Raw genomic sequence first — 23,167 nt, 5'->3', positions numbered from 1 at the left:
TATTTGGTCTTTACTTGCTACTAAATCATTAGCGATCACTAATTTAAATATGATAATGGGGGAGGGGGAACGCGTTTCCGTAAAAAGTTTAGGCGAAAAAGTTGGAATACCCGATGATCCCAATCTCCCTAAGGGCTACGCAAGTCCTTTAAGTGTAAAATTATGTAGCTAACGAACGTGTCAATAATCTAGATTGTTTCAAAGAAATGAAAACTGCTTCTCCGGCGGTTGTCGCTCGTGAGTAAGTATTAATTCTGGCTAAAATATAAAGTCAACTCCAACGAAATCATCTGGACAACGAGCAATTATTAGCGACACTTTCGTTAATGGCCTTACAGGGGGCAAAAAATTCCGAGATGATAACAAAAAATAACACGGCTACTGATGAATAAAGCTATCAATCAGATAGCTAAGTAATTTGTTAAATTTTCTAGCCCTATCTCTTTAAAAATATGGTACCTATTATTAATTGGAAAAGATTCCTATAATCTTTACTTCAAATTTTTAAGGAGATATCGAATGAAAAAATTTATTCTTACACTCTTAACAGTAAGTGCAGTGGAATTAACTGCGCAAACACTGACGGCAGAATTACATCTTTCATCTTTGACAGATAATTTATCGGTCAATTTAAAAGATTTTCCTATACCTAGGCAAGTGATCGCAAGTTACATCAATAATAATGGCGTCGACATTAATGGAGCAACATTTGTAAGTGTGACGGGTTCTGCTAATTTAGCTGTTCAAATATCTAGCCATAACCCAGTAGAAAAAGGTTATCCAATAATGACAATTTTTCCACTTCAAACAAGTACCATGTGCCAACTACGGCTGATAGTCCTTACACTTATCTAAAATTTGCTAACAGCAATCCACCGAGCTGTAATCATTCTTTCGCTGTGGATACAAAGTAGAATTCATCCATTTAAAATAACGATGCAAGCCTTCTTCTAGAGTGAAAAATTCATTGGTATAACCGCTTTCTCGCAATTTTGTAATATCGGCTTCTGTGAAACTTTGATACGCGCCTTTTAATTTTTTGGGGAAAGGGATATATTCGATTTTCCCTCCACCATTTAATTGAATTAATATCTTTGCCAAAGCATTAAAAGTGCGTGCCTGGCCCGTACCGACGTTAAAAATACCCGATTTGTTTGGATTCACCAAAAACCATAAATTCACTTTCGCCACATCTTCTACAGAGATAAAATCCCGCATCTGTTCTCCATCGGAATAACCATCCCAACCTTCAAATAATTTAACCACCCCGGTTTCACGTAATTGATTCATAAAATGAAAAGCCACACTGGCCATGGATCCTTTATGTTGTTCATGAGGCCCATATACATTTAAATATCGAAGGCCAACAACTTGAGAGTTAATTTGGGAGCACTGTTGCAAATAGTATTGATCGAAGACCCATTTTGAATAACCGTATACGTTTAAAGGCATTTCGCTATCGCTTGATTCTTTAAACTGCTGTTTACCGCCATATACAGCAGCACTAGATGCATAAATCAAAGGGATTTTTCGTTTCATGCAATAATGCAATAGGTGTTTGGAATATTCATAATTATTCCGCATCATATATCGACCATCCCACTCGGTTGTTACCGAACAAGCCCCCTCATGGAAAATTGCTTCGATAGGTCGCCCGAACGATTGATCAGCGATAATTCGATTTAAAAAATCTTCATAATCCAGATAATCATAATATTTTGAAACCGCTAAATTTCGAAATTTTCTGCCATCAGTTAAATCGTCAATAGCAATAATTTCTGTTTGTCCCTGGGCATTGAGACCTTTTAATAAATTACTTCCAATAAATCCTGCAGCACCGGTTACAATAATCACGTCGTTACTCCTCTGACTTTCTCAATTAATTGAGACGTGGAAAAACCCGTTTTAATTGGTATGCTCAATACCTTACCGCCGTTTTTAAGAACGGCGTCTCCTCCGGCAATTTCGTGCAGCTGATAATCATTGCCTTTCACTAAAATATCAGGTAAAACCGCAGCAATTAAACGGGCCGGGGTGTCTTCCGAAAAAGATATAACCCAATCGACAGCACGTAAGGCTGCCAAAACTTCCATCCGTGCGTGCAATGAATTGAGTGGACGTTCGGTTCCTTTCAAACGCGACACTGAGCAATCATCATTAACCGCCACGATTAACCGATTGCCCATTGTCTTAGCAGCTTCCAAGTAATGGATATGTCCCGCATGTAAAATATCGAAGCAACCGTTTGTCATAACAATGCTTTCGCCATGAGCACGCGCATCGGCCACTGCTTGCAACAACTGCGCTTCTGACATTATCCCCGCATGTGAATTTGTCATCTGATGCAAAGCCCAGCGTAACTCAGGGACGGTGACTGTCGCAGCACCTAATTTTCGCACCACTAAACCAGCAGCCAGATTAGCAAGTTTAGCAGCAGAAATTAAATCAGAACCAGCGGCAAGGGAAGCCGCCATTACAGAAATAACGGTATCCCCGGCACCAGTAACGTCATAAACTTCGCGAGTATGAGCAACCAGACTGACAGTCAGTTCATTTTTCCAACCAAAATCATTCCAAGTTTACCGCGGGTAACAAGAATGGCTTCAAAATGATGATTTTGAATTAGGATTCGAGCCTTGGACTTCAATTCTTCTTCTGTTCTGCAAGGCCCCACCACTGCTTCAAATTCTTTTAAATTGGGAGTTAACAGCGTAGCGCCTTCATAACGAATGAAATCCGAAGCTTTTGGATCTACTAAGACAGGAAGCCCTTTTTCACGTGCTTTTTTTATTAAAAGGGAAGCATTTATCAATGCACCTTTAGCATAGTCCGATAAAACTACAGCATTGGTGCCTGAAAGAGACTCCACATAACGACGCACCAAGGGTTCATCCTGGTAAACGTCTAAACACTTTTCAAAATCCATCCGTAAAAGCTGTTGGTTCGGGCCTAAGATCCGTAATTTTGTGACTGTGTGATAGTTAGGAATGCGGTGGAAAAGACACTGAATTGAATCTGAAGGAAGCAAAGATTCCAATTCTTTTGCTTCACCATCTTCCCCCACCAAACCCAGCAACTCTACTGAAGTCCCTAGTGCCGCTATATTTAAGGCTACGTTTGCCGCGCCTCCAGGGCGGGCTTCGCTATGATTGACATTAACTACAGGTACTGGCGCTTCAGGAGAAATCCGCAGGGCAGAACCATACCAATACCGATCTAGCATTAAATCCCCATAAACCACTACATGTGCCTTCTGATAAGGGGGGATGTCAATTTTATCCGTCATGGGATTTCTGCCTTTCTTGAAGCAGTTATTATGCTCAGAATCGTTGAAATCGGCAAGGGAGAGGTCAAGAAGCTTTTGGCAATCCTCTAAACCTGAAGTTCTCGATTTAGCTTTTTGGTTGGTCCTTTGATGGTTTTAATCTTCTTGACCAATTTTGGGTAAGATCCTAAATATAGTCAATATGTGGATATTCAGAGATTTTAACCATTTTTGGTGAAGGAGGTTAAAAAAAATCCATCCTTCCTGTAAAAAGATATTGCAAGGCTCGAGACAAGTCAAAAAACTTCGCTACTGGATCATATATGAACTCATAAGCTAGTTCTTTTCGATGACATTGGAATACGGTCAATTCGCAAATAACAATCCAGAACTCTTTTCGATCAATTTTGTGGCCCTTTGATCTTAGATAAAGCTACGTTAGCATCAGAAATTTTTTTCCAAAAAAACGGATGGATGAACAACAGCGTTTATCCCACGTCAAAATACCCCAATCACTTTCGATTTATGGATTACAGGTTTAACCAAGCTTTATTCCATCGATCTGTGCAGGAATTCCTGGCAGAAAGGGCCCATTATTTTACTCTGAATACTTTGTCACTTCATGAAATTAGCAAATTAAAAAACTTTTCTCATCACTTTTCATTTCCTTCTATTTTTATTCGAGGAAAGATGGCTTGAATTATATGCCAGTCTAGAAATAAGCCCCATAAATTACCTTAACGATTTTATCACGACCTTTATTAAATAAAGATATTATTTCAACAATGGGAATTGAGCAAAAAGCAGCGTTCGCTAAAGCTCTACAATTAATAGACGGACAAGTAGGACAACTGATTAATTATTCTGACATTGCTAAAAATGTTGGTAATGTTGGTGTCGATGCCACCACGTTGCAATCAATGGATAGCTTTATTAGAAGAAAATGCCATCTTACGTGGTAGTTTTCGCCTTAGCCTTATTTTAATAATTTAAATTAAAGGCTCATTAAAACTCTTAAACTCTATTTTTAAGATGTTGCTCTAGCCGTTCGCCTCCAAGGTATGGACGCAGGCAGAACCTCTTTATAGTAAGTCCTTATTTCGGTGGGTTACTAGAAAATTTGACATTAACGAAAATAACACAATTTTTCACGAACTGTGCTCAAATTCCACAAATTTATTTTGTACGATCCAAGGAAAAAGAAGAAATAGACTTTCTTATTCAGCTACCCAAAAATCAGTACATTGCTATCGAAGTTAAAGCAATACTTATGAACATGAGTACTTATCAGCTGCGATTACTAGCATCTTTAGATTTAAATATAATTGATCGATGGATCGTTTCATTTACTCGCTCTGGTGATTTTCGCAACGCTCGCGTGGTTCGTCTCGATGCGTTGTTTAAAAACTTATCTACTGCTGTCTAAAATAAAAATACTATTTTTTGCTTACAACTAGGCAGGGTTATCTTTAGGATGTTTACTCGACGCTATGGATCTCTTTTAATTTTTCTTTCTCATAAAATTTGACATAACGATAAAATGCGTCATAACTATGGCCAATAGCGATGATAAAATCTGGCCAGCCATCTAAAAAACCTCTTCTTAAAAAATAAACTTTTATGAAGGTCCAAACAGTATGAGTGAGAGCTAACGACATCGATGATTCTGGATATCGCTTTTTAAGTCGATCGACGCCAAGTGTCGAATAACGATTGGCTTTGTTCATCATTTCAGATAAATTCTCAAATGGAATTTGTAAGATCGATTTTTTTAAATAACCAATGGTTTTTTTACTGTGACATTGATAATTTTGATGTACGTTAACATAACTCAAACTTCCTTTTCGAAATAATTGTGGTTGGCGATAATCTGGATACTATCCACCATATTTAAACGATCCAAAAATATTTTTTGCGTAGAACCTTATAAATATGAACAACTTTATCAGAATTAATTATTGAAAAAATTTTATCACGAACTTCTAGCGTACAACGCTCGTCCGAATCTAAACTGAAAATCTATTCGTATTAGCACACAGCAATTGCTTGGTTCCGAAAATCGCCAAACCCCTTAAAGTGAAGTTGAACAATTTGTGCGCCTAATTTTTCTGCCAATTCGCTAGTACCATCAGTACTGTAGGAATCTACAACAAGGACTTCATCCCCCCCCCCATAAAACGCTTTTAATCGTTGCTTCAATTTTCGATATTTGATTATAAGCAATAATATACGGATAATTTACTCATTGCTGCCACTCATTTTTTCAATAATTTTAAAAGTATTTTTAGGGTCGTGCTCTTCAATAAGAATTTTGCCAGCCTGCTTGGCATTTTCATGAAATTGAGTATAATTTTGTCGGATTTTTACCAAAGCTTCATAAATACTCATAGGGGAGCTATCTGTCAAGGCCACCCCTGCCTGAAACCGTTGCGTAACTTCCCCCATCCACGTACCTCTAATAGTAATCAGGGGACATCCCGCATAAAAAGCGTCTAAAGCAACGCCACTGAATTTATTTCGATAACTTTCCAAATCATAAACTAAGAGACAAATGCCTCCCATAAATAATTGCTGATATTCTTTTTGACTCAGTGTGGATTCATGCAAAATTAATTTTGACAAAGGCAATTTTTTAAGTCTCAATAACGCGGTTTTACTCTTGCCGTCGTATCGTCCTGAAGAGGGCGGCGAAGCTTGTACTTCAAAAGTGGTATTTTTTTCTTTTTGAGAAAAAAATATTCCAAAAAAGAGACCATTTCGGAAAAGCCTTTATCGCTTCTAGCTGCCCCGGCATAAATTACTTTTCTAAACAAATTAACTGTACGACGCTGCGATAAAGGAGCATAACTTGGACAAAAAACTTGTGCACAATTATGAAAGCCACTCTCTTCAAAAATCTTTAACAAATCTTTCGTTGGTGCCATGACAATAAATTCAGGATGGCATCGAGCTATTTTCTTGAGTAAGTTAATCTTTTCGTCAGAGATTTTAAGTTGGTGAAAATGAAGAAATATTTTTCCTGGATATTTTCTGCTTTTCAAAATGGAATTCAAATAAACTAAATCGATACCACCTGCGGTTGGAATAAAAATAGTTTTATTGGATTGAATCAATGAACGCAAACAAAAAAACTTTTGTATTTTTCGCAATCTATACCAAAAATAAGGGTGCAATTGACAGCGTTTATTTGAATATAAATCACGTCCACGCCGATCGAGCCAAATATGCAATGCATATTTAAAGGTTTCATTAGCATGAATCAAACTCTGGACATAGCCATGGCAATGCCCAGTCTGGTCAGCTAAGGTAGGTTCGAGGATATGGAGTTCACGCATGTGGCATCTTTTAATATTCTTATGTTAAACTAGCGGCTATTCTAACAGTAAATTTAACTCGTTGCCGAGATCATCATGCAGGAAACAATGAGTTTTAAAGGAATTTGGATTGATAAAAGTGCTGGAATACTACTCGTCGCTTCGGCTCTGCTCCTTCCAATTTCGACTAGCCTCACCTGTATTTTATTCCCTCTTGCGACTATCTTAAGCTTATTCAGCAATTCTTGGCAAGCGAAGATACGAACCATCTGGGCAAATCCTGTAGCATTTTTTTTGATCGCATGGATGTTGCTCTATATTATAGGCTCTTTTTATTGGATTGCGCCTTATCAAGATATATTTCGACAACTCTCCAAAGCTGGGATTTTATTATGTGCCGCTCTTTTAGTTGACTTTTTCTCTCAAACTCGTTGGCAACCATATATCCTCAATGCTTTTTTAGCCGCAATGGTGATTACTTTAATACTTTCCTACATCAAATATTACTGTCATCCCGCCTTTCTTTTTCATTCTCGTTTTGATGAAAGCAGTGTTTTTAAAGACCACATCATTCAAAATTTCTTAATGGTTATCGCTGCCTTTATTTTCATTTATCGATTTCTAAAGAAATTTAGATTTCTTTGGATTTATGGTTTGCTCGCTTTAGCTGCTATTTTTAATGTTATTTTTATTAGCCAAGGACGTTCAGGATATTTTATTTTCGCAGCTCTTCTCTTATACATGGCTATCATTCATTTTGGTTGGCGGGGATTTCTGGGAGCTTCATTCTCACCATCCTTTTGGCCAGCCTTGCTTATCATTTCTCTACGGAATTTCAATCTCGCATTCTGGCTATTGCACATAATACCGAACATTATCGACATGGTGAAGTAAAAACGTCCATTGGAATTCGTTTCCAGTCGATGAAAAATGGCTACCTTCTTTATAAAGAAAAGCCTGGATTGGCCATGGGACCGGAAGTTTTCATACTGCTTATGCTACGCTACCTTCCTCACTCACCAAAGATACTGGCATTATGCAAATCTCTTATAACAGCTATTTAAATACCGCTGTTGAGTTAGGAATCGTTGGGCTTACATTTTTATTATTAAATTTTGCAGTACAATGGCGATATAGCTTTTCTCTTTCCGATGAATATCGCTATTTAATTCAGATTTTATTAGTCAGTATGATCGTGGGCTGTTTTGCTAACCCTTGGCTGAGTGACACCACAGAATTGCATTTGTATGCTTTATTCCTAGCTATTAGTTTCTCGAGAAAAATGGAATCATTTAATTAAGATGCTCACGATGGTTTTTCCCTCTCCTTTACTCAAAGGCGAAGAATAGTTTTGTATCGCTGGCACGTCAGACATTGATAGGTACGTCGTTGGCTAAGCAGATAATCTATAATGAATGGATCGATTACATTTCCTGCAAGTTTTCCCAGACCGGCCATATATCAATAATCGCGGTCTAAAAAGACCCCGTTTATCGTCGGGATTTAAAAAATCTTTTAACGTAGTTCCACACTCAGCAATTACTTTCCTTAAAACTGCTTTTATCGCACGCACTAAAGCAGCACATTGATTCAAAGAAAGTTGATGGGTTAATTGTGGTGGATTTATGCCCGCTTCAAACAATGCTTCATTCGCATAAATATTCCCAACACATGCTACAACGTGTTGCTCCATGATAGCATGTTTACAGTTCACTCGTTTTTTTAAAAACGCTATATAAATAAATTCCAGAAAAAGGTCGTGACAAGGGCTCTAGACCTAGCTGGCGCAAGGTTGGATGTGTAGGAAAATCTTCTACCCACTTTACAAAACCAAAGCGTCGCGGATTGTCATACATTAAGATCGTCATACATTAAATAGTAAGAGCCTATCGCTATTTGAATATAATCATGGGGTTTTAGAAACTTTTTCTTCATAGACAACCGTAGTGAACCGGAGATCCCAAGATGCCATAACAAGACGCTGTCTTGATTAATGTTTTTCGACACATGAAACAAAAGATATTTACCTCGTCGAGTAATTTGGTTAAGGATCACCCAATAATTTGTTTAATTTGGGTTCCCTAGGATAACGTAAGTCGCGGCGGAAAATAGAAATAGAATGGATGGTTAAGCCTTCGAGGTGCGGGGCCAATCCTGTGCGGTAAGTTTCAATTTCAGGTAATTCTGTAATGGCTTGTTAAAGTTTACTGTTCTGCATATTTATTGAGCACATTCTAGCCTCTTGCATGATACCCTTTATGCTAAAAAGCATCTTCTATAAAGTACACTTCAAAGTTAATACTCTTTATAATCATTGGAGGATTTTCATAATTTAAGGAAAACCGATGATCAAAGTCTACTCCGAAAGAAATAAATTTTCACTTCAGCACGTAACTGCTGAAAATAAAAATTTATTATCGGAAACCATTTGGATTGATCTTTTAAACCCTTCCGAGGAAGAGGAAAATCTAGTCGAAGACAGCATTGGAAGGAATTCCTACGTGAAAAGAAATGTAAGAAATTGAATTATCGAGTCGTCTTTATAAAGAAAACGATGCCCTCTATACGACAGTAAATATCATATCTAAATCTGACACGGCATATCCCAAAAGTGATGCAGTTACTCTGATCTTAACTAAAAACAATTTTAATAACAACTCGTTACGTTTAACCTCATTCATTTGCACTATTTATTTCACGTTCATTTAAAAAATCTACTAGTAAATTTCGAGAAGTAGATTTACTACTGGAATGGTTGGATATCTCTATCGACCGATTAGCCGACATATTTGAAAAATATTTCTCATCGCTTAGAAAATTATTCGCAAATTATATTCAGTTCACAAAAAGAAAAATTTCCCGAAATCATGATTTTCAGTATCATTTGCAGGATATCGGAGCCAGCAGTGATCTAAGCAGAAAAGTACAAAGAAAGTTTAATTACTTTTAGTCGACTAATTTCTTTTTTCCATTAAAAATATTTAGCCGCCTCCCGATGCCCAACTCAAAGCCGAATTAACTACCCCCTTACTAAGGACATTAATTCACTCACGGATTGCGTTATTTTTCTTTACTAACAAGGTTAATTTTTTATTGGAAGCTACTTTGGGAATGGTCAATATAGAACAAAATAATATTATAAAAATATTTTCTATTGCGGCTGTTATTCTCTTACTACCAATTGTTATTCTCTTACTACCAATATTAACTAGCATTTATGGTATGAATTCACATACCCGAACTCTCTTGGCGATTAGGATATCCATTTACGATTTTGCTCACGTTAGTAATCGCTTGGTTACCCTATAAATTTTTCAATAAAAAGAAATGGTTATAATTATCCGCGAGTTCCAAGAGACGTCTCGGCGTTAATTCTTTCATGCAGCGATGGTGTCCATAGGGACAATGACGCTTAAAGCAGGGACTGCATGATAGGGACGATTTCAAAATCTTCGCCTGAGAGGACAACGGCGGAGTAAAATCAGGCGAAGTAGAACCATACACCGCAACAAGAGGCCGCTGAAGCGCTGCTGCGATGTGCATGAGGCCAGAATCATTAGTCACCACCAAAGAGGCTAAGGACAATAAATCCACGGCTTCACTCAATTGAGTGACTCCAGCAAGATTTTCGATAGGACGGCTCACCAAAGAAACAATTGAGTCAGTTACCGATTTATCTTTCGCAGAACCAAATAACCAGACCTGCCATCCTTCAGCTAATTTAACATTCGCCACTTCAGCAAAATAGGAAACAGGCCACTGTTTAGAAGGCCCAAATTCGGCTCCCGGACACAAGGAAAGAATAGGAGTGTCGGCGGATAGAGAGAATCGATGAAGCGTTGTATTTACATTCGACTCTGAGATTTGTAATTCAGGATGAGGAAGCTCATCCGGTAAAGATTCACCTTTCTCTAATCCCAAGGCAATAAAGCGTTGAATCATTAAGGGTAACTGTTTTTTGTTTAAATATCGAACATCGTTTAAAAGAGCATAGCGCATTTCCCTCATCCACCCGGTACGCCATGGCACTTTTGCAAACCAGGGAACTAACGCTGATTTATAGGAGTTAGGTAATACGATAGCCTGGTCATATCGACGCTCGCGCAAAGTTAAACCGAGGCGATAACGATCCATCAAGCGAAATTCCCCATGATCAAAAGGAGAATCTAAGGACTCCTGAACTTCAGGCATCCGATTCAACAACGGTTTAGTCCACGCGGGCGCTAAAACATCGATTTGGCACTCAGGCGTTCGTTGTTTAAGTAGCTTAAACAACGTTTGGGCCATAACCATATCACCTACCCAGGCAGCTCCTATAATCAAAATTTTTCTATTATTTTTCATAAATTACGTTTCAGCTTTTTCCTTAAATTTTTTAAAATCTTTCAAAATATATTCTGCTTCGCAATAAGGGCAGACAAAGTGACCCTCGCTCTCAATAGGTAAGTAAACCCGAGGATGCGCGTCCCAGAGACGATCTTCGGGCATAGGACAGGAAAGAGGCAAATCCTTCTGAGTTATTTCATAATGTCGCCGTGTAGAAGCTTGAGGTTTTTCGGGTTTCGTCATCATTAGTCCTTTTCGAAATTGGGCAATTTTAGCATTTATTCTAATTGAGTGAAATGTTTGGCTAAAAGGCCGCTTTTTAGCTATTGTTTTCATCTTTTATTGCGCGATCAGCGCGCAATCGTAGAGATTTTTGAGGACTAGCCACTGTAGATGCTAAGCTCTGTATTGCTTGATATATTATTTAAAAATTTAGAATAAGGACTAAGGACTCTTTTCATGCCACGCTATGAATCTTTAAAAACGATTAAGTTCTCGCCTGAAACAACTTTCTTGCGTTCGTATAAATTACCAGAGTTAGTACATCTTGATGATCCCGCATTAGCCGTAATGACCGATTTTTCACAAATACCGCGTGCACAGTCGGTCCTCAGGAACCCATCGATGATGCCTTGAATGCCATAAAAGTCTATGGTATTCATTTACTTTTAGTGCGAAATGAAAATGACAACATTATTGGCATTGTCGGATCTGAAGATTTCTTAGGCGAACTACCCATTAAAATCAGCCAAGAAAGACGGATTAAACGTTCTCACATTCTCATAAAAATAGTCATGACACCACTTGATAAAATCTGTGCATTTGATATGCACATGTTGGAACACGCAAAAGTCGGCAACATCATCGTTACGTTAAAAAATTTACGCACGCATTATACGCTTATTATTAGCGACGAAAATGAATCTCGCCAAACATTACGGGGTATTTTTATTACTTCACAAATCAGCCGGCAATTACACATGGATATCTCTTACGCAAGCGCCAAAGCCTAATCTATTTCGGAACTGCAAAAACGACAGAAAAAATTTTAATCTTTTACTTCTTCGCCCGTTACGCCCTCAATTTCTAGAATATGTCTCAGCTGTTCTAGGACGTCTATTTGAATTTGACGAACGCGCTCACGCGTGTCAAACCCACTGGCTCTACCTACTTACCTCTAAGGTGTCTTTTTCATTTTCTCGCAAACCAAAACAAAGAATCACAACCTGACGTTGGCGTTCATCCAACTGATTTAACCGACGTTCAATGTGGTCGTGCAAATCGATATCTTGAATTAATTTAGCAGGATCAATGTTATTCTCGTCCGTCAAAGTATCAACCACCAACTTCTGTTCATATTCCGAAATGGGAATGTCAGTAGATCATTGTACTCGGCGCTAAATCCATAATCTAACAAATATCTTCCACCGGCTTATCGACTAAATTAGCTACTTCCTCTGGAGTTGCTCCGTGGTCAATTTCTTGAGTTAGTTTTTTTCGGCGCGTAAATAAATATTAGTTCTTTAATGATGTGAATAGGCAACCGCATAGTTCGACTTTGATTCATAATAGCTCTTTCGATAGTTTAATGAATTTACTAAGTGGCATAAGTAGAAAAACGAAATCCTCAGATCATTAAACCTAAATTCCCTTCTTCGATTAAATCGAGAAAAGGCAATCCTCGATTAACATAATGCTGCGCCGCACGATTTAACCACCAAACACAAATTGCCCTCAATCATTTGTTTACGAGCTTCTTTGTCGCCTTTATGGCACGCGTCGTGCTATTTTTAATTCTTCTTTTGCACTTAGATAGGTTGAAACCCCAATTCTCGTAAATAAATTTCTACAGGATCCAAACTTCGGATCTCACGATGTTTTCGCGTTTTTTCTTTAATTTCTTTAACATTATTAAAAAGAATATCTTCTTTTCTTGAACGTTTTTTCTTTTGTTTCGCAAAAATTAAACTGTGATCTTACACAACTTTTTTCGTATTGCGCGCCGGTCGTTTTTTTATTGCGGTTTTATTTTTTGTTTTCACGGTCATCCTTAAACCTTAAACCCCCAACCATGCCATCACTGACACGTTCAATGAAATTTCGGTATTATTTCATTCCACGACAAGTATCGGAGTGGATTCACTGGTTTGCCGTCACGACGAATCTCAAAATGAAGCATGACACATCCTGCGTCAGTATGCCCCATTTCAGCGATCTTCTGCCCAGGACGAACCCTTCTACCTTCCTTGACGAGGATCCGTTTGTTGAATGCATAAGCGCTGAGATAACTCTCATTGTGCTTTACAATTATAAGATTACCATAACCTCGCACTCCTGCACCACTATAAACGACAATCCCGTCAGCGGCTGCACGAACAGGTTCTCCATATTGCCCTGCAATATCAATGCCTTGATTTCCTATAATTCGTACGGAATAACGTCCGATAATTCGGCCTTGTGCAGGCCAATGCCAACTGAAAACGGGCCGTGCGATATGGGGTGGTTGCCAGTATTTTAACGGAGTTCTCGAAAACAACGTCTGTGCAGCCAATCTCGTTGGAGGGATAATTTTTTTTCCACGAGGAATGATTGTCATCCGTAAAACTTCACCTGGCCGAATCGAATAGAGAGGATTCAAATTATTTACGGCAGCTAATGCCCGGTAATCTAAACCGAATGCCCATGCAATGGAATAAATGGTGTCGCCGGATTTAACTCGATAAAAACTTAATTTTGCATCGGGCTGCAACCAAACGTTTACGACTGGGGCTAGGTCCGTACTTTTCATACAGCCTACTACTATTAATAGCAAGAGTATAACCATTAACCCTAATTTGACTCCTTTATTTTTCAAGCCGTTTCACCCAATTGGCTAATTGATCAAAAGCTTCATAATAAGTAAGGTCTACCCGCAAGGGGGTGATTGAAACACATTGATTGTTGATGGCAAAAAAATCAGTTCCCGGTCCCGCATCCTGTTCAGCTCCTGCCGCTCCTACCCAATAGATAGGATGTCCACGAGGATCGATTTGTCGAATGATCGGCTCAGCCCGATGTCGAGTGCCTAACCGAGTAATTTCAAAACCTTTTAGTTCATGGTAGGGCAGATCCGGTACGTTGATATTTAATATCGTACTCGGAGGCAAGGGATCCTTTACAATATGATTAATTAATTGGCGAGCCACCTTGGCTGCCGTTTCATGATAACGAAATTGTTCACCCGCTAATGAAACAGCCAGTGCGGGCAAACCTAAAAACCGCCCTTCCATCGCAGCAGCAACGGTACCGGAATACCAAACGTCATCACCTAAATTAGCCCCATCATTAATACCGGCCACCACCATATCCGGCATTTCCGGAAGCACTCCCGTAATGGCTAAATGAACACAATCGGTAGGTGTTCCTTCTACACTGATCATCCCATTTTCTAAATTTTTCATGTGCAAAGGAGCATGTAAAGTTAAAGAATTGCTCGCACCGCTGCGATTACGGTCTGGCGCTACGACGTCCACGCAACCGAGCTCTTTTAACGTTTTAGCTAAAATTGATAGTCCTTTGGCATAAACACCATCATCGTTTGAAAGCAATAAGTGCATTTTTTTATCTGAGGTATTTTTCATCGAGGAAGCTTAACATTTTGCATCTAATTTGACGATAAAGAAAAGATTTTCTACATTTGTCGAGATTGGATTAAAAACCAAGCGTTACTAATATCTTCGTAAACTACGAATATTCTATTTTTTGATGAATAAGCTGGACCTGCATAGGAAATTTTTAGAACTGCTGAGAAGGATTAAGGATTAGCAATTTGATAAAACACTTCGCCTTTTTTAATCATTCCTAAATCATTCCGAGCATGTTCTTCTATAGCTTGATTACCGTGTTTTAAATCAAAAATATCAGCCATTAATACTGCATTACGCTCTGCTAATTTTTTGTTCGCGGCCATTTGATAATTAAGATTCTCATGAAGGCGATAGGTCGATAAAATACCACCTGCTGCAAACCATAATTGGTACTGTAATAAAAAGAACAAAGCAACGAGAATTAAAACAATCGCTCGCATTTTTAACCTCGTTTTCTCTTAAAAAGGAAATCCTTCCCTGCCGCTATAGGGCGCTTGTTCACCGAGTTCGCGCTCAATTTGTAGAAGACGATTATATTTTGCTACCCGGTCGGATCGACACAAAGAACCTGTTTTTATTTGCCCTGCAGTAGTTGCCACTGCTAAATCAGCAATTGTAGTATCTTCGGTTTCCCCGGAACGATGAGAAATAATAACGCCATAATCAGCACTCTTAGCTAAACCCACTGTAGCTAACGTTTCTGTTAAGGTTCCGATTTGATTAAGTTTAATTAAAACGGCATTTCCTATGCCATTTTCAATACCTTCTTCGAGAATTTTCGAGTTTGTGACAAAAATATCATCCCCCACCAATTGCACTTTTTTTCCGAAGCGTTTAGTTAATAATTCCCATCCCCTCCAATCATTTTCTGAGAGTCCATCCTCAATTGAAATAAGAGGATATTTTTTAGTCCATTCTATATATCGATTGATTAGCACTTCACCGGTGAGTTTATTATTTTCAAAAAGATAATAACCTTCTTGATAGAGTTCTGAGCTTGCTGCATCGAGAGCTAAATAAATATCTTTTCCCGGAATATAATGAGCATCTTCAATAGCTTCTAAAATTAATTCAAATGCTGCCTCGGTGTGCGATAAATCTGGCGCAAAGCCGCCCTCATCACCTACTGCCGTCATTAACCCCCGTGATATCAAACGGCGCTTTAACGCATGAAAAACTTCAGTCCCATAACGTAAAGCCTCGGAAAAAGTCGAAGCCCCTAGAGGAACAATCATAAATTCCTGAAAATCCAAATTATTATTCGCGTGAACCCCACCATTTATAATATTCATCATGGGAACAGGCATACTAAAAGGACCGTCGCCCCCTAAATAGCGGTACAACGGTAAATTAGCGTCGTTGGCGGCGGCGTAAGCTATTGCTAATGAAACACCTAAAATCGCGTTAGCACCTAAGTTGGCTTTATTTTTACTTCCATCCAATTCAATCATGATGCGATCGATATCTTCCTGCGAGCCAGGATCTTGACCTAACAAAGCATCTCGAATAGGACCATTTACATTTTCCACTGCTTGCAAAACACCCTTCCCTCCATAACGGTCAGGATCATTATCACGCAATTCTATGGCTTCATGCTCACTGGTCGAAGCTCCAGAAGGCACAGAGGCAAAACCTCGCGCATATGAAGATAACGTAACTTCCACCGCAATGGTAGGATTGCCCCGGGAGTCTAAAATTTCACGAGCATCAATGTCAGTAATGGTAGTTGTCATGGTTATTACTATAGCATTAAATGTTCAATTGGGTACATTTTGTATTTTACATCTTTATTTAATACCCAATTTTTTCTGAGTCTTAAACCTTTTCAGAATTTGGAGTAGATAGAGTATTTTCTATAAATGCTGATTTTTTAACAACTTCATCAATAGCTTTTAATGTTTCTAACAAAGGCTGCATCTTCGCCAACGGCCACGAATTAGGTCCATCACTTAATGCCTGATCAGGATTCGGATGAGTTTCCATAAAAATTCCAGCAATTCCGGTGCCAACTGCTGCACGCACTAAAACAGGAATAAATTCACGCTGCCCTCCGGAGCTCACTCCTTGTCCCCCCGGTAATTGAACGGAATGCGTGGCATCAAACACTACAGGACAACTAGTCTCGCGCATGATAACCAAAGCCCGCATATCAGAAATTAAATTATTATAACCAAAAGAGTAACCCCGCTCGCAAACCATAATCTTTTTATTCCCTGTCGTCCATGCTTTAGCCACCACCTGTTTCATATCCCAGGGTGCTAGAAATTGCCCTTTTTGATGTTAACGGGTTTGCCGCAGGCTGCAACATTGCGAATAAAATTACTTTGTCGGCATAAAAAAGCTGGAGTTTGTAATACATCCACGACAGCGGATACTTCATTCAATGGTGTATCTTCATGAACATCTGTTAAAATCGGGACATTAATTGTTTTTTTAACTTTTTCGAGTATGGCTAATCCTTTTTCAATGCCAAGACCCCGATAACTCAAATGAGATGAACGATTCGCTTTATCAAACGAAGTCTTAAAAATAAAAGGTATCCCAAGTTTCTGGGTAATTAAATTAAGCTCACCTGCCACGTCCAAGACAAGCTGCTCGCTTTCAATCACGCAAGGCCCCGCAATTAAAAATAAATGCTTATCTAAACCTACTTCAAAATTAGCGATTTTCATGACTACACTCTAAAGAAATTAGCAAGAAATAACAAGTAAAGTCCTTAGTCATCAGCCTGGTTCTGGCTAAGCTTTAGGGCCTTAGTAGAGATAATTTGTCTCTCCATAAAAAAGTTAAGAGGTGCCTGCGTTTCGATTTCGATTCGCACAAAAATTTATTTTATTCCCGTTTCATCTAGAGGCATTCTGGATATCGATTCTTTTCTTTCCTGTCTTGTCAATGCAGCTTTAATAAAGCCAATAAAAAGTGGATGACCTTGACGCGGAGTGGAAGTGAACTCCGGATGGAATTGACAGCCTACAAACCATGGGTGATCGGACAGCTCAATCATCTCTACGAGACGATTATCAATCGAACGTCCCGATATAACCAATCCTCTTTTTTCCAACTCACCAATCCAATCATTATTAATTTCATAGCGGTGGCGATGCCGTTCCGTAATAATATCCTTGCCATAAAGTTGTCGGGCTAGGGTTTGAGATTTGAGTTGGCAGGATTGCCACCCAATCGCATTGTTCCACCCAAATCTCCTCCACGTTTCCGTTTTTCCATTCCATTTTTCGCTAACCATTCACTCACTAGTGCTACAACTAGATAGGGGGACTCGGAATCGAATTCCGTGCTGTTAGCATTTTTCATTGCCGCCTTATGACGAGCAAATTCAATTACTGCTACTTGCATTCCCAAACAAATTCCCAAATAAGGGATATTATTTTCTCTCGCATAACGTGCCGCTAAAATCTTTCCCTCAATGCCTCTCGAGCCAAATCCGCCCGGCACTAAAATAGCATCTGTATTTTTTAATAAATCAACTCCATGCAATTCAATCGCTTCAGAGTCAATATATTCAATATTAACTCGCGTGTTGGAATGAATACCAGCATGAATCAGCGCTTCACTCAACGATTTGTAAGAATCCGAAAGATCCACATATTTCCCCACCATCGCAATAGTCACTGCATGAAGGGGATTTTTTTGCGCCGCTATTACGTTTTTCCAATCATCCAAATCAGCAGGGGTGGCTTCAATTTTTAATTTTTCACAAATCCGATATCCCAATCCTTGATCACGCAAAATTAAAGGAATTTCATAAATGGATTCCACATCCGATAAAGAAATAACATTCGGGACAGCCACGTTGGTAAACAAGGCAATCTTTGCCCGCTCCGCTTCGGGCAAAGATCTTTCGGAACGGCAGACTAAAATATCAGGCTGAATACCAATGGAACGCAACTCTTTCACTGAATGCTGGGTGGGTTTAGTTTTAATCTCTCCTGCAACAGCAACATAGGGTACTAAGGTTAAATGAATAAATAAGGTGTGTTCTTCTCCCAATTCAATGCGCATTTGACGAATGGCTTCTAGAAAAGGTAATGATTCGATATCACCAACAGTTCCCCCAATTTCCACCAAAGCGACATCCACTTCGCCAGCGCCTTCACGAATTTTTTCTTTAATTTCATCGGTAATATGGGGGATCACTTGAATCGTTCTACCCAAGTAATCGCCTCGCCTTTCTTTTCGAATGACATCGGCATAAACCTGACCCGTCGTAAAATTATTTTTTCGCGTCATGGTCGCATTAACAAAGCGTTCATAATGTCCTAAGTCTAAATCGGTTTCTGCTCCGTCTTCTGTTACAAATACTTCACCATGCTGGAACGGACTCATGGTTCCAGGATCGACATTAATATAAGGATCGAGTTTAAGAAGAGTCACCTTGAGGCCTTGGGCTTCAAGAATCGCGCCTAGGGATGCAGAAGTAATACCCTTTCCTAAGGAAGAAACTACTCCGCCGGTAATAAAAATGTATTGTGTCATGCGACCCACCCGTTTTTTTACTAAAAACGGGAAATCATTTTACCAAAAGTGATCCTAACTAGAAACTAGGATGTCGTTAACATCTGATAATTCATCTCATTACCTGCTAGCAAGCAAGCCCACGCCGAAGTAGGTACTTGGAGAAGAAAGGCTAATACAATACCCATCTCAACAACTTCGGGAAATTAAAATATCGCATAAGAAGCTCTCTTTTTGGATTATTATCCAGAATTCAACGCGCTAAATTTTAAGCTATCGGGAGAGTTACTCCTCGCTGACCCTGATATTTCCCTCCTCGATCTTTATAAGAAACTTCGCAGACTTCATCGGACTCTAAAAACAACATTTGCGCGACTCCTTCATGAGCATAGATTTTAGCAGCCAAATTGGTGGTATTAGAAAACTCCAAAGTAACATACCCTTCCCATTCCGGTTCTAAGGGCGTGACGTTGACGATAATTCCACACCGCGCATAAGTGGATTTTCCTAAACAAATTGTCAATACATTCCGAGGAATTTTAAAATATTCCACTGTGCGAGCTAAAGCGAAAGAGTTAGCGGGAATAATACAAACATCCGCTTTCAAATCTACAAAGCCATTTCGATCAAAATTTTTTGGATCGACAATGGAAGCATTAATGTTGGTAAAAATTTTAAATTCGTCCGCGCAACGAACGTCATAACCGTAACTCGAAGTTCCATAAGACACAATTTTTCCAGATGGTGTTTGTCGGACTTGGTTCGGTTCAAAGGGATTAATCATTCCATACGTTTCCACCATACGGCGAATCCATTTATCTGACTTAATTGGCATTATTTCGTTCCCTCCACGACGATATTGGGAAATTTTAATCTATAATTAATGGGTTGTAACGACAATTGTTCCACCAACGCAAATGCAATATCCTGATAAATTTCTGCTAAGAAGCTCTCTGGATCTGCAACCATTATAGGCATTCCCCCATCTGCATTTTTACGAATAGCGATATTGAGAGGTATTTGTCCTAATAGAGGAACACCGTTGTCCTCAGCCATTCTTTTTCCACCACCTATACCAAAAATCGCTTCTTCATGGTTGCAATGAGGGCATCGATAAGTAGCCATATTTTCAATGACACCTAAAACCGTAATACCAAGTTTTTTAAACATTGCGAGGGCTTTGCTTGCATCGGCTAAAGCTACATCTTGAGGGGTGGTAACGATGACTGCTCCTGCTAAAGGGACTTTTTTAGCTAAAGTTAAGGGAATATCGCCAGTGCCAGGAGGCAAATCCAGGATAAGAAAATCAAGATCTTCCCAAAGCGTCTGATAGACTAATTGCTGCAAGACTTGGCTCACCATCGGTCCAAGCCATATCATAGGGGTTTGCGCATCGATCAAATAGCCCACTGAGATCGACTGAATGTTATGCCTGCGAATGGGAATAAATTTTTTGTCAGGACTCATTTGGAGCTTATCATTAACCCCAAGCATAATAGGCTGATTGGGTCCGTGAATGTCAGCGTCCAACAGACCCACTTCAACCCCTGCTTTACAAAGCGCTAAGGCAAGGTTGGCGGCGGTAGTTGACTTTCCAACGCCCCCTTTTCCCGAACCAATGGCAATGATATTTTTAATGGCAGGGATTCCTTTTTGTCCCACTTGCACTGCATGCGCTGAAATAGAACGTTGTTTTAATTTGTCACGGATGGCTTGTTTCATGCAGGGAAATTTTATCATAGATGGTCTTCCCTCTCACACGGGCCTTCTCCAAAGCGGAAATGCTAGATTACCACACTAGGCCTAACTAACAACTTCCAGATGAAAATCCCTGATAAAATGAGTATAGTGTTTGATGCATGAACACAAAAAAACGACACATTCTAGTTACTGCCGCTCTTCCCTATGCTAACGGCCCTATCCATCTAGGACACATGATGGAGTATATTCAGGCGGATATTTGGGTGCGCTTCCAGCGCCTCATGGATAACTCCTGTCTTTATATTTGTGGGGAAGATACTCATGGGACCGCTATTATGGTTACTGCGCAAAAACAGGCATTTCTCCCGAAGTTCTAGTAGCTAATATGCATAAAGAACACGCCAAAGATTTTGCAGATTTTTTAATTGATTTTGATAACTTTTATACAACTCATTCTCCTGAAAATCGTAAATTATCAGAATTCATATATCAACAATTAAAAAATAATGGCGACATTTTCACGGAAACCATTTCACAAGCCTATGACTCAGTACAAAATATATTTCTCCCTGACCGTTTTATTCGCGGAACCTGTCCTAATTGTGGCTCACCCAATCAATACGGCGATGTTTGCGAATCGTGCGGTGCTACTTATAGCCCCACAGAATTAATTGATCCCGTTTCCGCTTTATCGGGTACCAAACCCATACAAAAGCGCTCGAAACATTTCTTTTTTTCTTTAAATCGGTATAGCGATTTATTAAAAAAATGGATCAATGGGGGTCATTTTCAACCCCAAGTGGCAAATAAATTAAAAGAATGGTTTTCAAATGACCTTAAAGCTTGGGATATTTCTCGCGATGCTCCTTATTTTGGTTTTGAAATTCCCGGCTCAGCTGATAAATATTTTTATGTATGGTTAGATGCACCCGTTGGCTACATGGCTAGTTTAAAAAACCTTACTAAGCAACGCTCCGAAATTAATTTTGATTTCTATTGGCAAAGAGAAAGTTCAGCTGAACTTTATCATTTCATAGGAAAAGATATCGTTTATTTTCATGCTCTTTTTTGGCCAGCCATGCTCGCCGGTTCAGATTTTCGTTTGCCTACAAGAATTCATGTCCACGGTTATCTCACTATTAATGGTCAGAAAATGTCAAAATCTCGGAGGACATTCATCACTGCTCGTCAATATTTAGAACGATTGAACCCCGAATATTTACGATATTATTTTGCTGCTAAGCTAGGACCCCAAGTGGAAGATATCGATTTTAATCTGGAGGATTTTACCCAACGTGTTAATGCGGATCTAATTGGTAAATATGTTAACCTAGCCAGCCGATGTGCCGGTTTTGTCACTAAAAATCATGAAGGTAAATTAGCTAATGAACTACCAGAATCCTCACTCTATGAATCTTTTATAAAAGCCGAAAAAATCATTACAGAATATTATGAAACCTTAAATTATAACAAAGCTGTACGTACAATTATGACACTCGCTGATCGGGCTAACCAATATATCGATAGAGAAAAACCATGGGCGTTGGCAAAACAAGTGGGGCAAGAAAATCACGTTCAAGCCGTCTGTACACAAGGATTAAATTTATTTAAAGTGCTCACCACTTATTTAAAACCTATTTTACCAGACACTGCCAAAAGGGTAGAAATATTTCTCAATTGTGATGAATTAAATTTCACAAATTTAAAAGAACCGTTACTTAACTATTCCATCAATCCATTTAAACCCTTAATGCAAAAAATAACTCCTGATGCCACTGCCCAATTAACTCAATGAGCACAAAAGAAGAATTAATTAATAAACTAGATAACTTATTGCCTCAAACACAATGCGGTTTATGCAACTACAAGGCGTGCCGTCCTTACGCCACAGCAATTGTGCATAACGAAACTACAATAGACCATTGTTTACCGGGTGGAATCGACACACTTATCAATATAGCCACTTGCTTAGGTCAGGACCCTGCTCCCTATAGGGAGAAAATGGAGAAAAAAGCCAAGCCGCCGGCCATAGCCATCATTCGCGAAGAGGAATGTATTGGCTGCACCAAATGCATCCAAGCTTGCCCTACCGACGCAATTGTCGGTGCTTCAAAGCTTATGCACACAATAATTACCGATGTGTGCACAGGCTGTGAGCGGTGCCTCCCAGCTTGCCCTGTGGATTGCATTGAAATAAAAACACTTCCCCCTATTATTACCGTTGAAGAACAAAAACAGCAAGCGCACAAATGGCGCTCACGTTATGAAAAACGTCAAAAAAGGCTCGCGCGAGATAAAATTGAACAACAACGCAAATATCAGGAGGCCAAATTAGCCAATACATCTAAGCAAACATTAGAAGCTCGTCAAATGGCTATTCGAACTGCCGTGGCTCGCGTTCAAGCAAAAAGGAAAATGTCATGAATCAAAGTGAACGCGAAGAAATTTTTCGTCGCTTTAAA

25 protein-coding genes and 5 pseudogenes are annotated in these 23,167 nt (G+C 39.2%); 10 read left to right on the top strand and 20 right to left on the bottom strand.

What is annotated here, in order from left to right:
* Positions 1-558 precede the first annotated feature (558 nt).
* Complete coding sequence (locus tag B1F79_RS02400) at positions 559-855, top strand: hypothetical protein (RefSeq protein ID WP_251365847.1); 297 nt, start codon at positions 559-561, stop codon at positions 853-855.
* 6 nt (positions 856-861) lie between these two features.
* On the opposite strand, the gene rfaD is transcribed toward B1F79_RS02400, so the two are convergent.
* Positions 862-1,854, bottom strand: coding sequence for an ADP-glyceromanno-heptose 6-epimerase (gene rfaD, locus B1F79_RS02395; RefSeq protein WP_251365846.1), 993 nt, complete (start codon positions 1,852-1,854; stop codon positions 862-864).
* A pseudogene (hldE, locus tag B1F79_RS02390) lies at positions 1,851-3,286 on the bottom strand (bifunctional D-glycero-beta-D-manno-heptose-7-phosphate kinase/D-glycero-beta-D-manno-heptose 1-phosphate adenylyltransferase HldE). Before hldE ends, rfaD begins: the two are co-directional and overlap by 4 nt.
* A 710-nt stretch (positions 3,287-3,996) precedes the next feature.
* Here hldE and B1F79_RS02385 point away from each other — a divergent pair.
* A complete protein-coding gene (locus tag B1F79_RS02385) occupies positions 3,997-4,227 on the top strand; it encodes a DUF8612 domain-containing protein (protein ID WP_504739179.1) in 231 nt (76 codons plus the stop codon).
* A 122-nt stretch (positions 4,228-4,349) separates the two neighbouring features.
* Positions 4,350-4,691, top strand: a complete 342-nt coding sequence (locus tag B1F79_RS07220) for a DUF4143 domain-containing protein (RefSeq protein ID WP_504739178.1) — start codon at positions 4,350-4,352, stop codon at positions 4,689-4,691.
* 52 nt (positions 4,692-4,743) lie between these two features.
* Here B1F79_RS07220 and B1F79_RS02375 read toward each other — a convergent pair whose 3' ends face one another.
* From B1F79_RS02375 to B1F79_RS02360, 4 genes are all read right to left on the bottom strand, one after another.
* Positions 4,744-4,995, bottom strand: a complete 252-nt coding sequence (locus B1F79_RS02375) for a glycosyltransferase family protein (protein ID WP_251365843.1) — start codon at positions 4,993-4,995, stop codon at positions 4,744-4,746.
* Between the two features lie 298 nt (positions 4,996-5,293).
* Positions 5,294-5,488 (bottom strand): glycosyltransferase, encoded by a 195-nt coding sequence (locus B1F79_RS02370; protein WP_251365842.1) that lies wholly within the window; start codon positions 5,486-5,488, stop codon positions 5,294-5,296.
* Between the two features lie 15 nt (positions 5,489-5,503).
* Entirely contained in the window at positions 5,504-5,908 is a 405-nt protein-coding gene (locus B1F79_RS02365) for a glycosyltransferase (RefSeq protein WP_251365841.1), read from the bottom strand.
* On the bottom strand, positions 5,905-6,600 hold the full coding sequence (locus B1F79_RS02360; RefSeq protein WP_251365840.1) for a hypothetical protein: 696 nt from the start codon (positions 6,598-6,600) through the stop codon (positions 5,905-5,907). The genes B1F79_RS02365 and B1F79_RS02360 overlap by 4 nt, the downstream gene beginning before the upstream one ends.
* 87 nt (positions 6,601-6,687) lie before the next feature.
* Between B1F79_RS02360 and B1F79_RS02355 the strand changes: the two genes are divergently transcribed.
* Both B1F79_RS02355 and B1F79_RS02350 read left to right on the top strand, forming a co-directional pair.
* Positions 6,688-7,473, top strand: a complete 786-nt coding sequence (locus B1F79_RS02355; protein WP_251365839.1) for a hypothetical protein — start codon at positions 6,688-6,690, stop codon at positions 7,471-7,473.
* 142 nt (positions 7,474-7,615) lie between these two features.
* Positions 7,616-7,879, top strand: coding sequence for an O-antigen ligase family protein (locus B1F79_RS02350; RefSeq protein ID WP_251365838.1), 264 nt, complete (start codon positions 7,616-7,618; stop codon positions 7,877-7,879).
* 93 nt (positions 7,880-7,972) lie between these two features.
* On the opposite strand, the gene B1F79_RS02345 is transcribed toward B1F79_RS02350, so the two are convergent.
* The 3 genes from B1F79_RS02345 to B1F79_RS06820 form a co-directional block, all read right to left on the bottom strand.
* Complete coding sequence (locus B1F79_RS02345; protein WP_308159723.1) at positions 7,973-8,314, bottom strand: formamidopyrimidine-DNA glycosylase; 342 nt, start codon at positions 8,312-8,314, stop codon at positions 7,973-7,975.
* Positions 8,315-8,427: 113 nt separating this feature from the next.
* Positions 8,428-8,634, bottom strand: a complete 207-nt coding sequence (locus B1F79_RS06825) for a DNA-formamidopyrimidine glycosylase family protein (protein ID WP_372443108.1) — start codon at positions 8,632-8,634, stop codon at positions 8,428-8,430.
* Positions 8,624-8,752 (bottom strand): hypothetical protein, encoded by a 129-nt coding sequence (locus B1F79_RS06820; RefSeq protein ID WP_372443109.1) that lies wholly within the window; start codon positions 8,750-8,752, stop codon positions 8,624-8,626. Before B1F79_RS06820 ends, B1F79_RS06825 begins: the two co-directional genes overlap by 11 nt.
* Positions 8,753-9,690: 938 nt before the next feature.
* Here B1F79_RS06820 and B1F79_RS02340 point away from each other — a divergent pair.
* Complete coding sequence (locus B1F79_RS02340; protein WP_251365836.1) at positions 9,691-9,888, top strand: magnesium transporter CorA family protein; 198 nt, start codon at positions 9,691-9,693, stop codon at positions 9,886-9,888.
* On the opposite strand, the gene waaF is transcribed toward B1F79_RS02340, so the two are convergent.
* Both waaF and B1F79_RS02330 read right to left on the bottom strand, forming a co-directional pair.
* Positions 9,883-10,923, bottom strand: coding sequence for a lipopolysaccharide heptosyltransferase II (gene waaF, locus B1F79_RS02335; protein ID WP_251365835.1), 1,041 nt, complete (start codon positions 10,921-10,923; stop codon positions 9,883-9,885). The two genes, B1F79_RS02340 and waaF, sit on opposite strands and share 6 nt — an antisense overlap.
* Positions 10,924-10,926: 3 nt before the next feature.
* Positions 10,927-11,151 (bottom strand): zinc-finger domain-containing protein, encoded by a 225-nt coding sequence (locus tag B1F79_RS02330; RefSeq protein ID WP_372443107.1) that lies wholly within the window; start codon positions 11,149-11,151, stop codon positions 10,927-10,929.
* 213 nt (positions 11,152-11,364) lie between these two features.
* Here B1F79_RS02330 and B1F79_RS02325 point away from each other — a divergent pair, with 213 nt between their 5' ends.
* Positions 11,365-11,541 carry a hypothetical protein gene (locus B1F79_RS02325; protein ID WP_251365834.1) on the top strand — a complete coding sequence of 59 codons (177 nt, stop codon included), beginning with the start codon at positions 11,365-11,367 and terminating at the stop codon, positions 11,539-11,541.
* Positions 11,538-11,918 carry a CBS domain-containing protein gene (locus B1F79_RS02320; protein ID WP_251365833.1) on the top strand — a complete coding sequence of 127 codons (381 nt, stop codon included), beginning with the start codon at positions 11,538-11,540 and terminating at the stop codon, positions 11,916-11,918. The genes B1F79_RS02325 and B1F79_RS02320 overlap by 4 nt, the downstream gene beginning before the upstream one ends.
* Positions 11,919-11,953: 35 nt before the next feature.
* On the opposite strand, the pseudogene B1F79_RS02315 reads toward B1F79_RS02320, so the two are convergent.
* From B1F79_RS02315 to B1F79_RS02275, 9 genes and pseudogenes are all read right to left on the bottom strand, one after another.
* Positions 11,954-12,881, bottom strand: a pseudogene (locus B1F79_RS02315) (sigma-70 family RNA polymerase sigma factor); the annotation flags it as partial.
* A gap of 113 nt (positions 12,882-12,994) precedes the next feature.
* On the bottom strand, positions 12,995-13,729 hold the full coding sequence (locus B1F79_RS02310) for a peptidoglycan DD-metalloendopeptidase family protein (RefSeq protein WP_251365832.1): 735 nt from the start codon (positions 13,727-13,729) through the stop codon (positions 12,995-12,997).
* Between the two features lie 19 nt (positions 13,730-13,748).
* Positions 13,749-14,501, bottom strand: a complete 753-nt coding sequence (gene surE / locus B1F79_RS02305) for a 5'/3'-nucleotidase SurE (RefSeq protein ID WP_251365857.1) — start codon at positions 14,499-14,501, stop codon at positions 13,749-13,751.
* A 197-nt stretch (positions 14,502-14,698) separates the two neighbouring features.
* Positions 14,699-14,971 carry a cell division protein FtsB gene (gene ftsB / locus B1F79_RS02300; RefSeq protein ID WP_251365831.1) on the bottom strand — a complete coding sequence of 91 codons (273 nt, stop codon included), beginning with the start codon at positions 14,969-14,971 and terminating at the stop codon, positions 14,699-14,701.
* 18 nt (positions 14,972-14,989) lie between these two features.
* Positions 14,990-16,264, bottom strand: coding sequence for a phosphopyruvate hydratase (eno, locus tag B1F79_RS02295; RefSeq protein ID WP_251365830.1), 1,275 nt, complete (start codon positions 16,262-16,264; stop codon positions 14,990-14,992).
* Positions 16,265-16,346: 82 nt separating this feature from the next.
* Positions 16,347-17,203: pseudogene (gene kdsA, locus B1F79_RS02290) on the bottom strand (3-deoxy-8-phosphooctulonate synthase).
* A gap of 155 nt (positions 17,204-17,358) precedes the next feature.
* A pseudogene (gene pyrG, locus B1F79_RS02285) lies at positions 17,359-19,025 on the bottom strand (CTP synthase).
* Between the two features lie 247 nt (positions 19,026-19,272).
* On the bottom strand, positions 19,273-19,839 hold the full coding sequence (gene dcd, locus B1F79_RS02280; protein ID WP_251365829.1) for a dCTP deaminase: 567 nt from the start codon (positions 19,837-19,839) through the stop codon (positions 19,273-19,275).
* Positions 19,839-20,744, bottom strand: a complete 906-nt coding sequence (locus tag B1F79_RS02275) for an Mrp/NBP35 family ATP-binding protein (RefSeq protein ID WP_251365828.1) — start codon at positions 20,742-20,744, stop codon at positions 19,839-19,841. The genes dcd and B1F79_RS02275 overlap by 1 nt, the downstream gene beginning before the upstream one ends.
* A 119-nt stretch (positions 20,745-20,863) precedes the next feature.
* On the opposite strand from B1F79_RS02275, the pseudogene metG reads away from it, so the two are divergent.
* Together metG and B1F79_RS02265 are read left to right on the top strand one after the other, a co-directional pair.
* Positions 20,864-22,500 (top strand): annotated as a pseudogene (gene metG, locus B1F79_RS02270) (methionine--tRNA ligase).
* Positions 22,497-23,129, top strand: a complete 633-nt coding sequence (locus B1F79_RS02265; protein WP_251365827.1) for an RnfABCDGE type electron transport complex subunit B — start codon at positions 22,497-22,499, stop codon at positions 23,127-23,129. The pseudogene metG and the gene B1F79_RS02265 overlap by 4 nt, the downstream one beginning before the upstream one ends.
* Positions 23,130-23,167 lie beyond the last annotated feature (38 nt).

This window comes from Coxiella-like endosymbiont of Rhipicephalus sanguineus, from assembly GCF_018687865.1.
Note: the sequence above shows the minus strand (reverse complement) of the source record. Positions and strands in the feature narration are given on the sequence as shown.

Coding starts and splice junctions, on each gene's coding strand:
- B1F79_RS02375 (WP_251365843.1), bottom strand. CDS start 4,995: ATGATGAACAAAGCCAATCGTTATTCGACACTTGGCGTCGATCGACTT.
- B1F79_RS02360 (WP_251365840.1), bottom strand. CDS start 6,600: ATGCGTGAACTCCATATCCTCGAACCTACCTTAGCTGACCAGACTGGG.
- B1F79_RS02355 (WP_251365839.1), top strand. CDS start 6,688: ATGAGTTTTAAAGGAATTTGGATTGATAAAAGTGCTGGAATACTACTC.
- B1F79_RS02350 (WP_251365838.1), top strand. CDS start 7,616: ATGCAAATCTCTTATAACAGCTATTTAAATACCGCTGTTGAGTTAGGA.
- B1F79_RS02340 (WP_251365836.1), top strand. CDS start 9,691: ATGGTCAATATAGAACAAAATAATATTATAAAAATATTTTCTATTGCG.
- waaF (WP_251365835.1), bottom strand. CDS start 10,923: ATGAAAAATAATAGAAAAATTTTGATTATAGGAGCTGCCTGGGTAGGT.
- B1F79_RS02330 (WP_372443107.1), bottom strand. CDS start 11,151: ATGATGACGAAACCCGAAAAACCTCAAGCTTCTACACGGCGACATTAT.
- B1F79_RS02325 (WP_251365834.1), top strand. CDS start 11,365: ATGCCACGCTATGAATCTTTAAAAACGATTAAGTTCTCGCCTGAAACA.
- B1F79_RS02310 (WP_251365832.1), bottom strand. CDS start 13,729: ATGGTTATACTCTTGCTATTAATAGTAGTAGGCTGTATGAAAAGTACG.
- surE (WP_251365857.1), bottom strand. CDS start 14,501: ATGCACTTATTGCTTTCAAACGATGATGGTGTTTATGCCAAAGGACTA.
- ftsB (WP_251365831.1), bottom strand. CDS start 14,971: ATGCGAGCGATTGTTTTAATTCTCGTTGCTTTGTTCTTTTTATTACAG.
- eno (WP_251365830.1), bottom strand. CDS start 16,264: ATGACAACTACCATTACTGACATTGATGCTCGTGAAATTTTAGACTCC.
- dcd (WP_251365829.1), bottom strand. CDS start 19,839: ATGCCAATTAAGTCAGATAAATGGATTCGCCGTATGGTGGAAACGTAT.
- B1F79_RS02275 (WP_251365828.1), bottom strand. CDS start 20,744: ATGATAAAATTTCCCTGCATGAAACAAGCCATCCGTGACAAATTAAAA.
- B1F79_RS02265 (WP_251365827.1), top strand. CDS start 22,497: ATGAGCACAAAAGAAGAATTAATTAATAAACTAGATAACTTATTGCCT.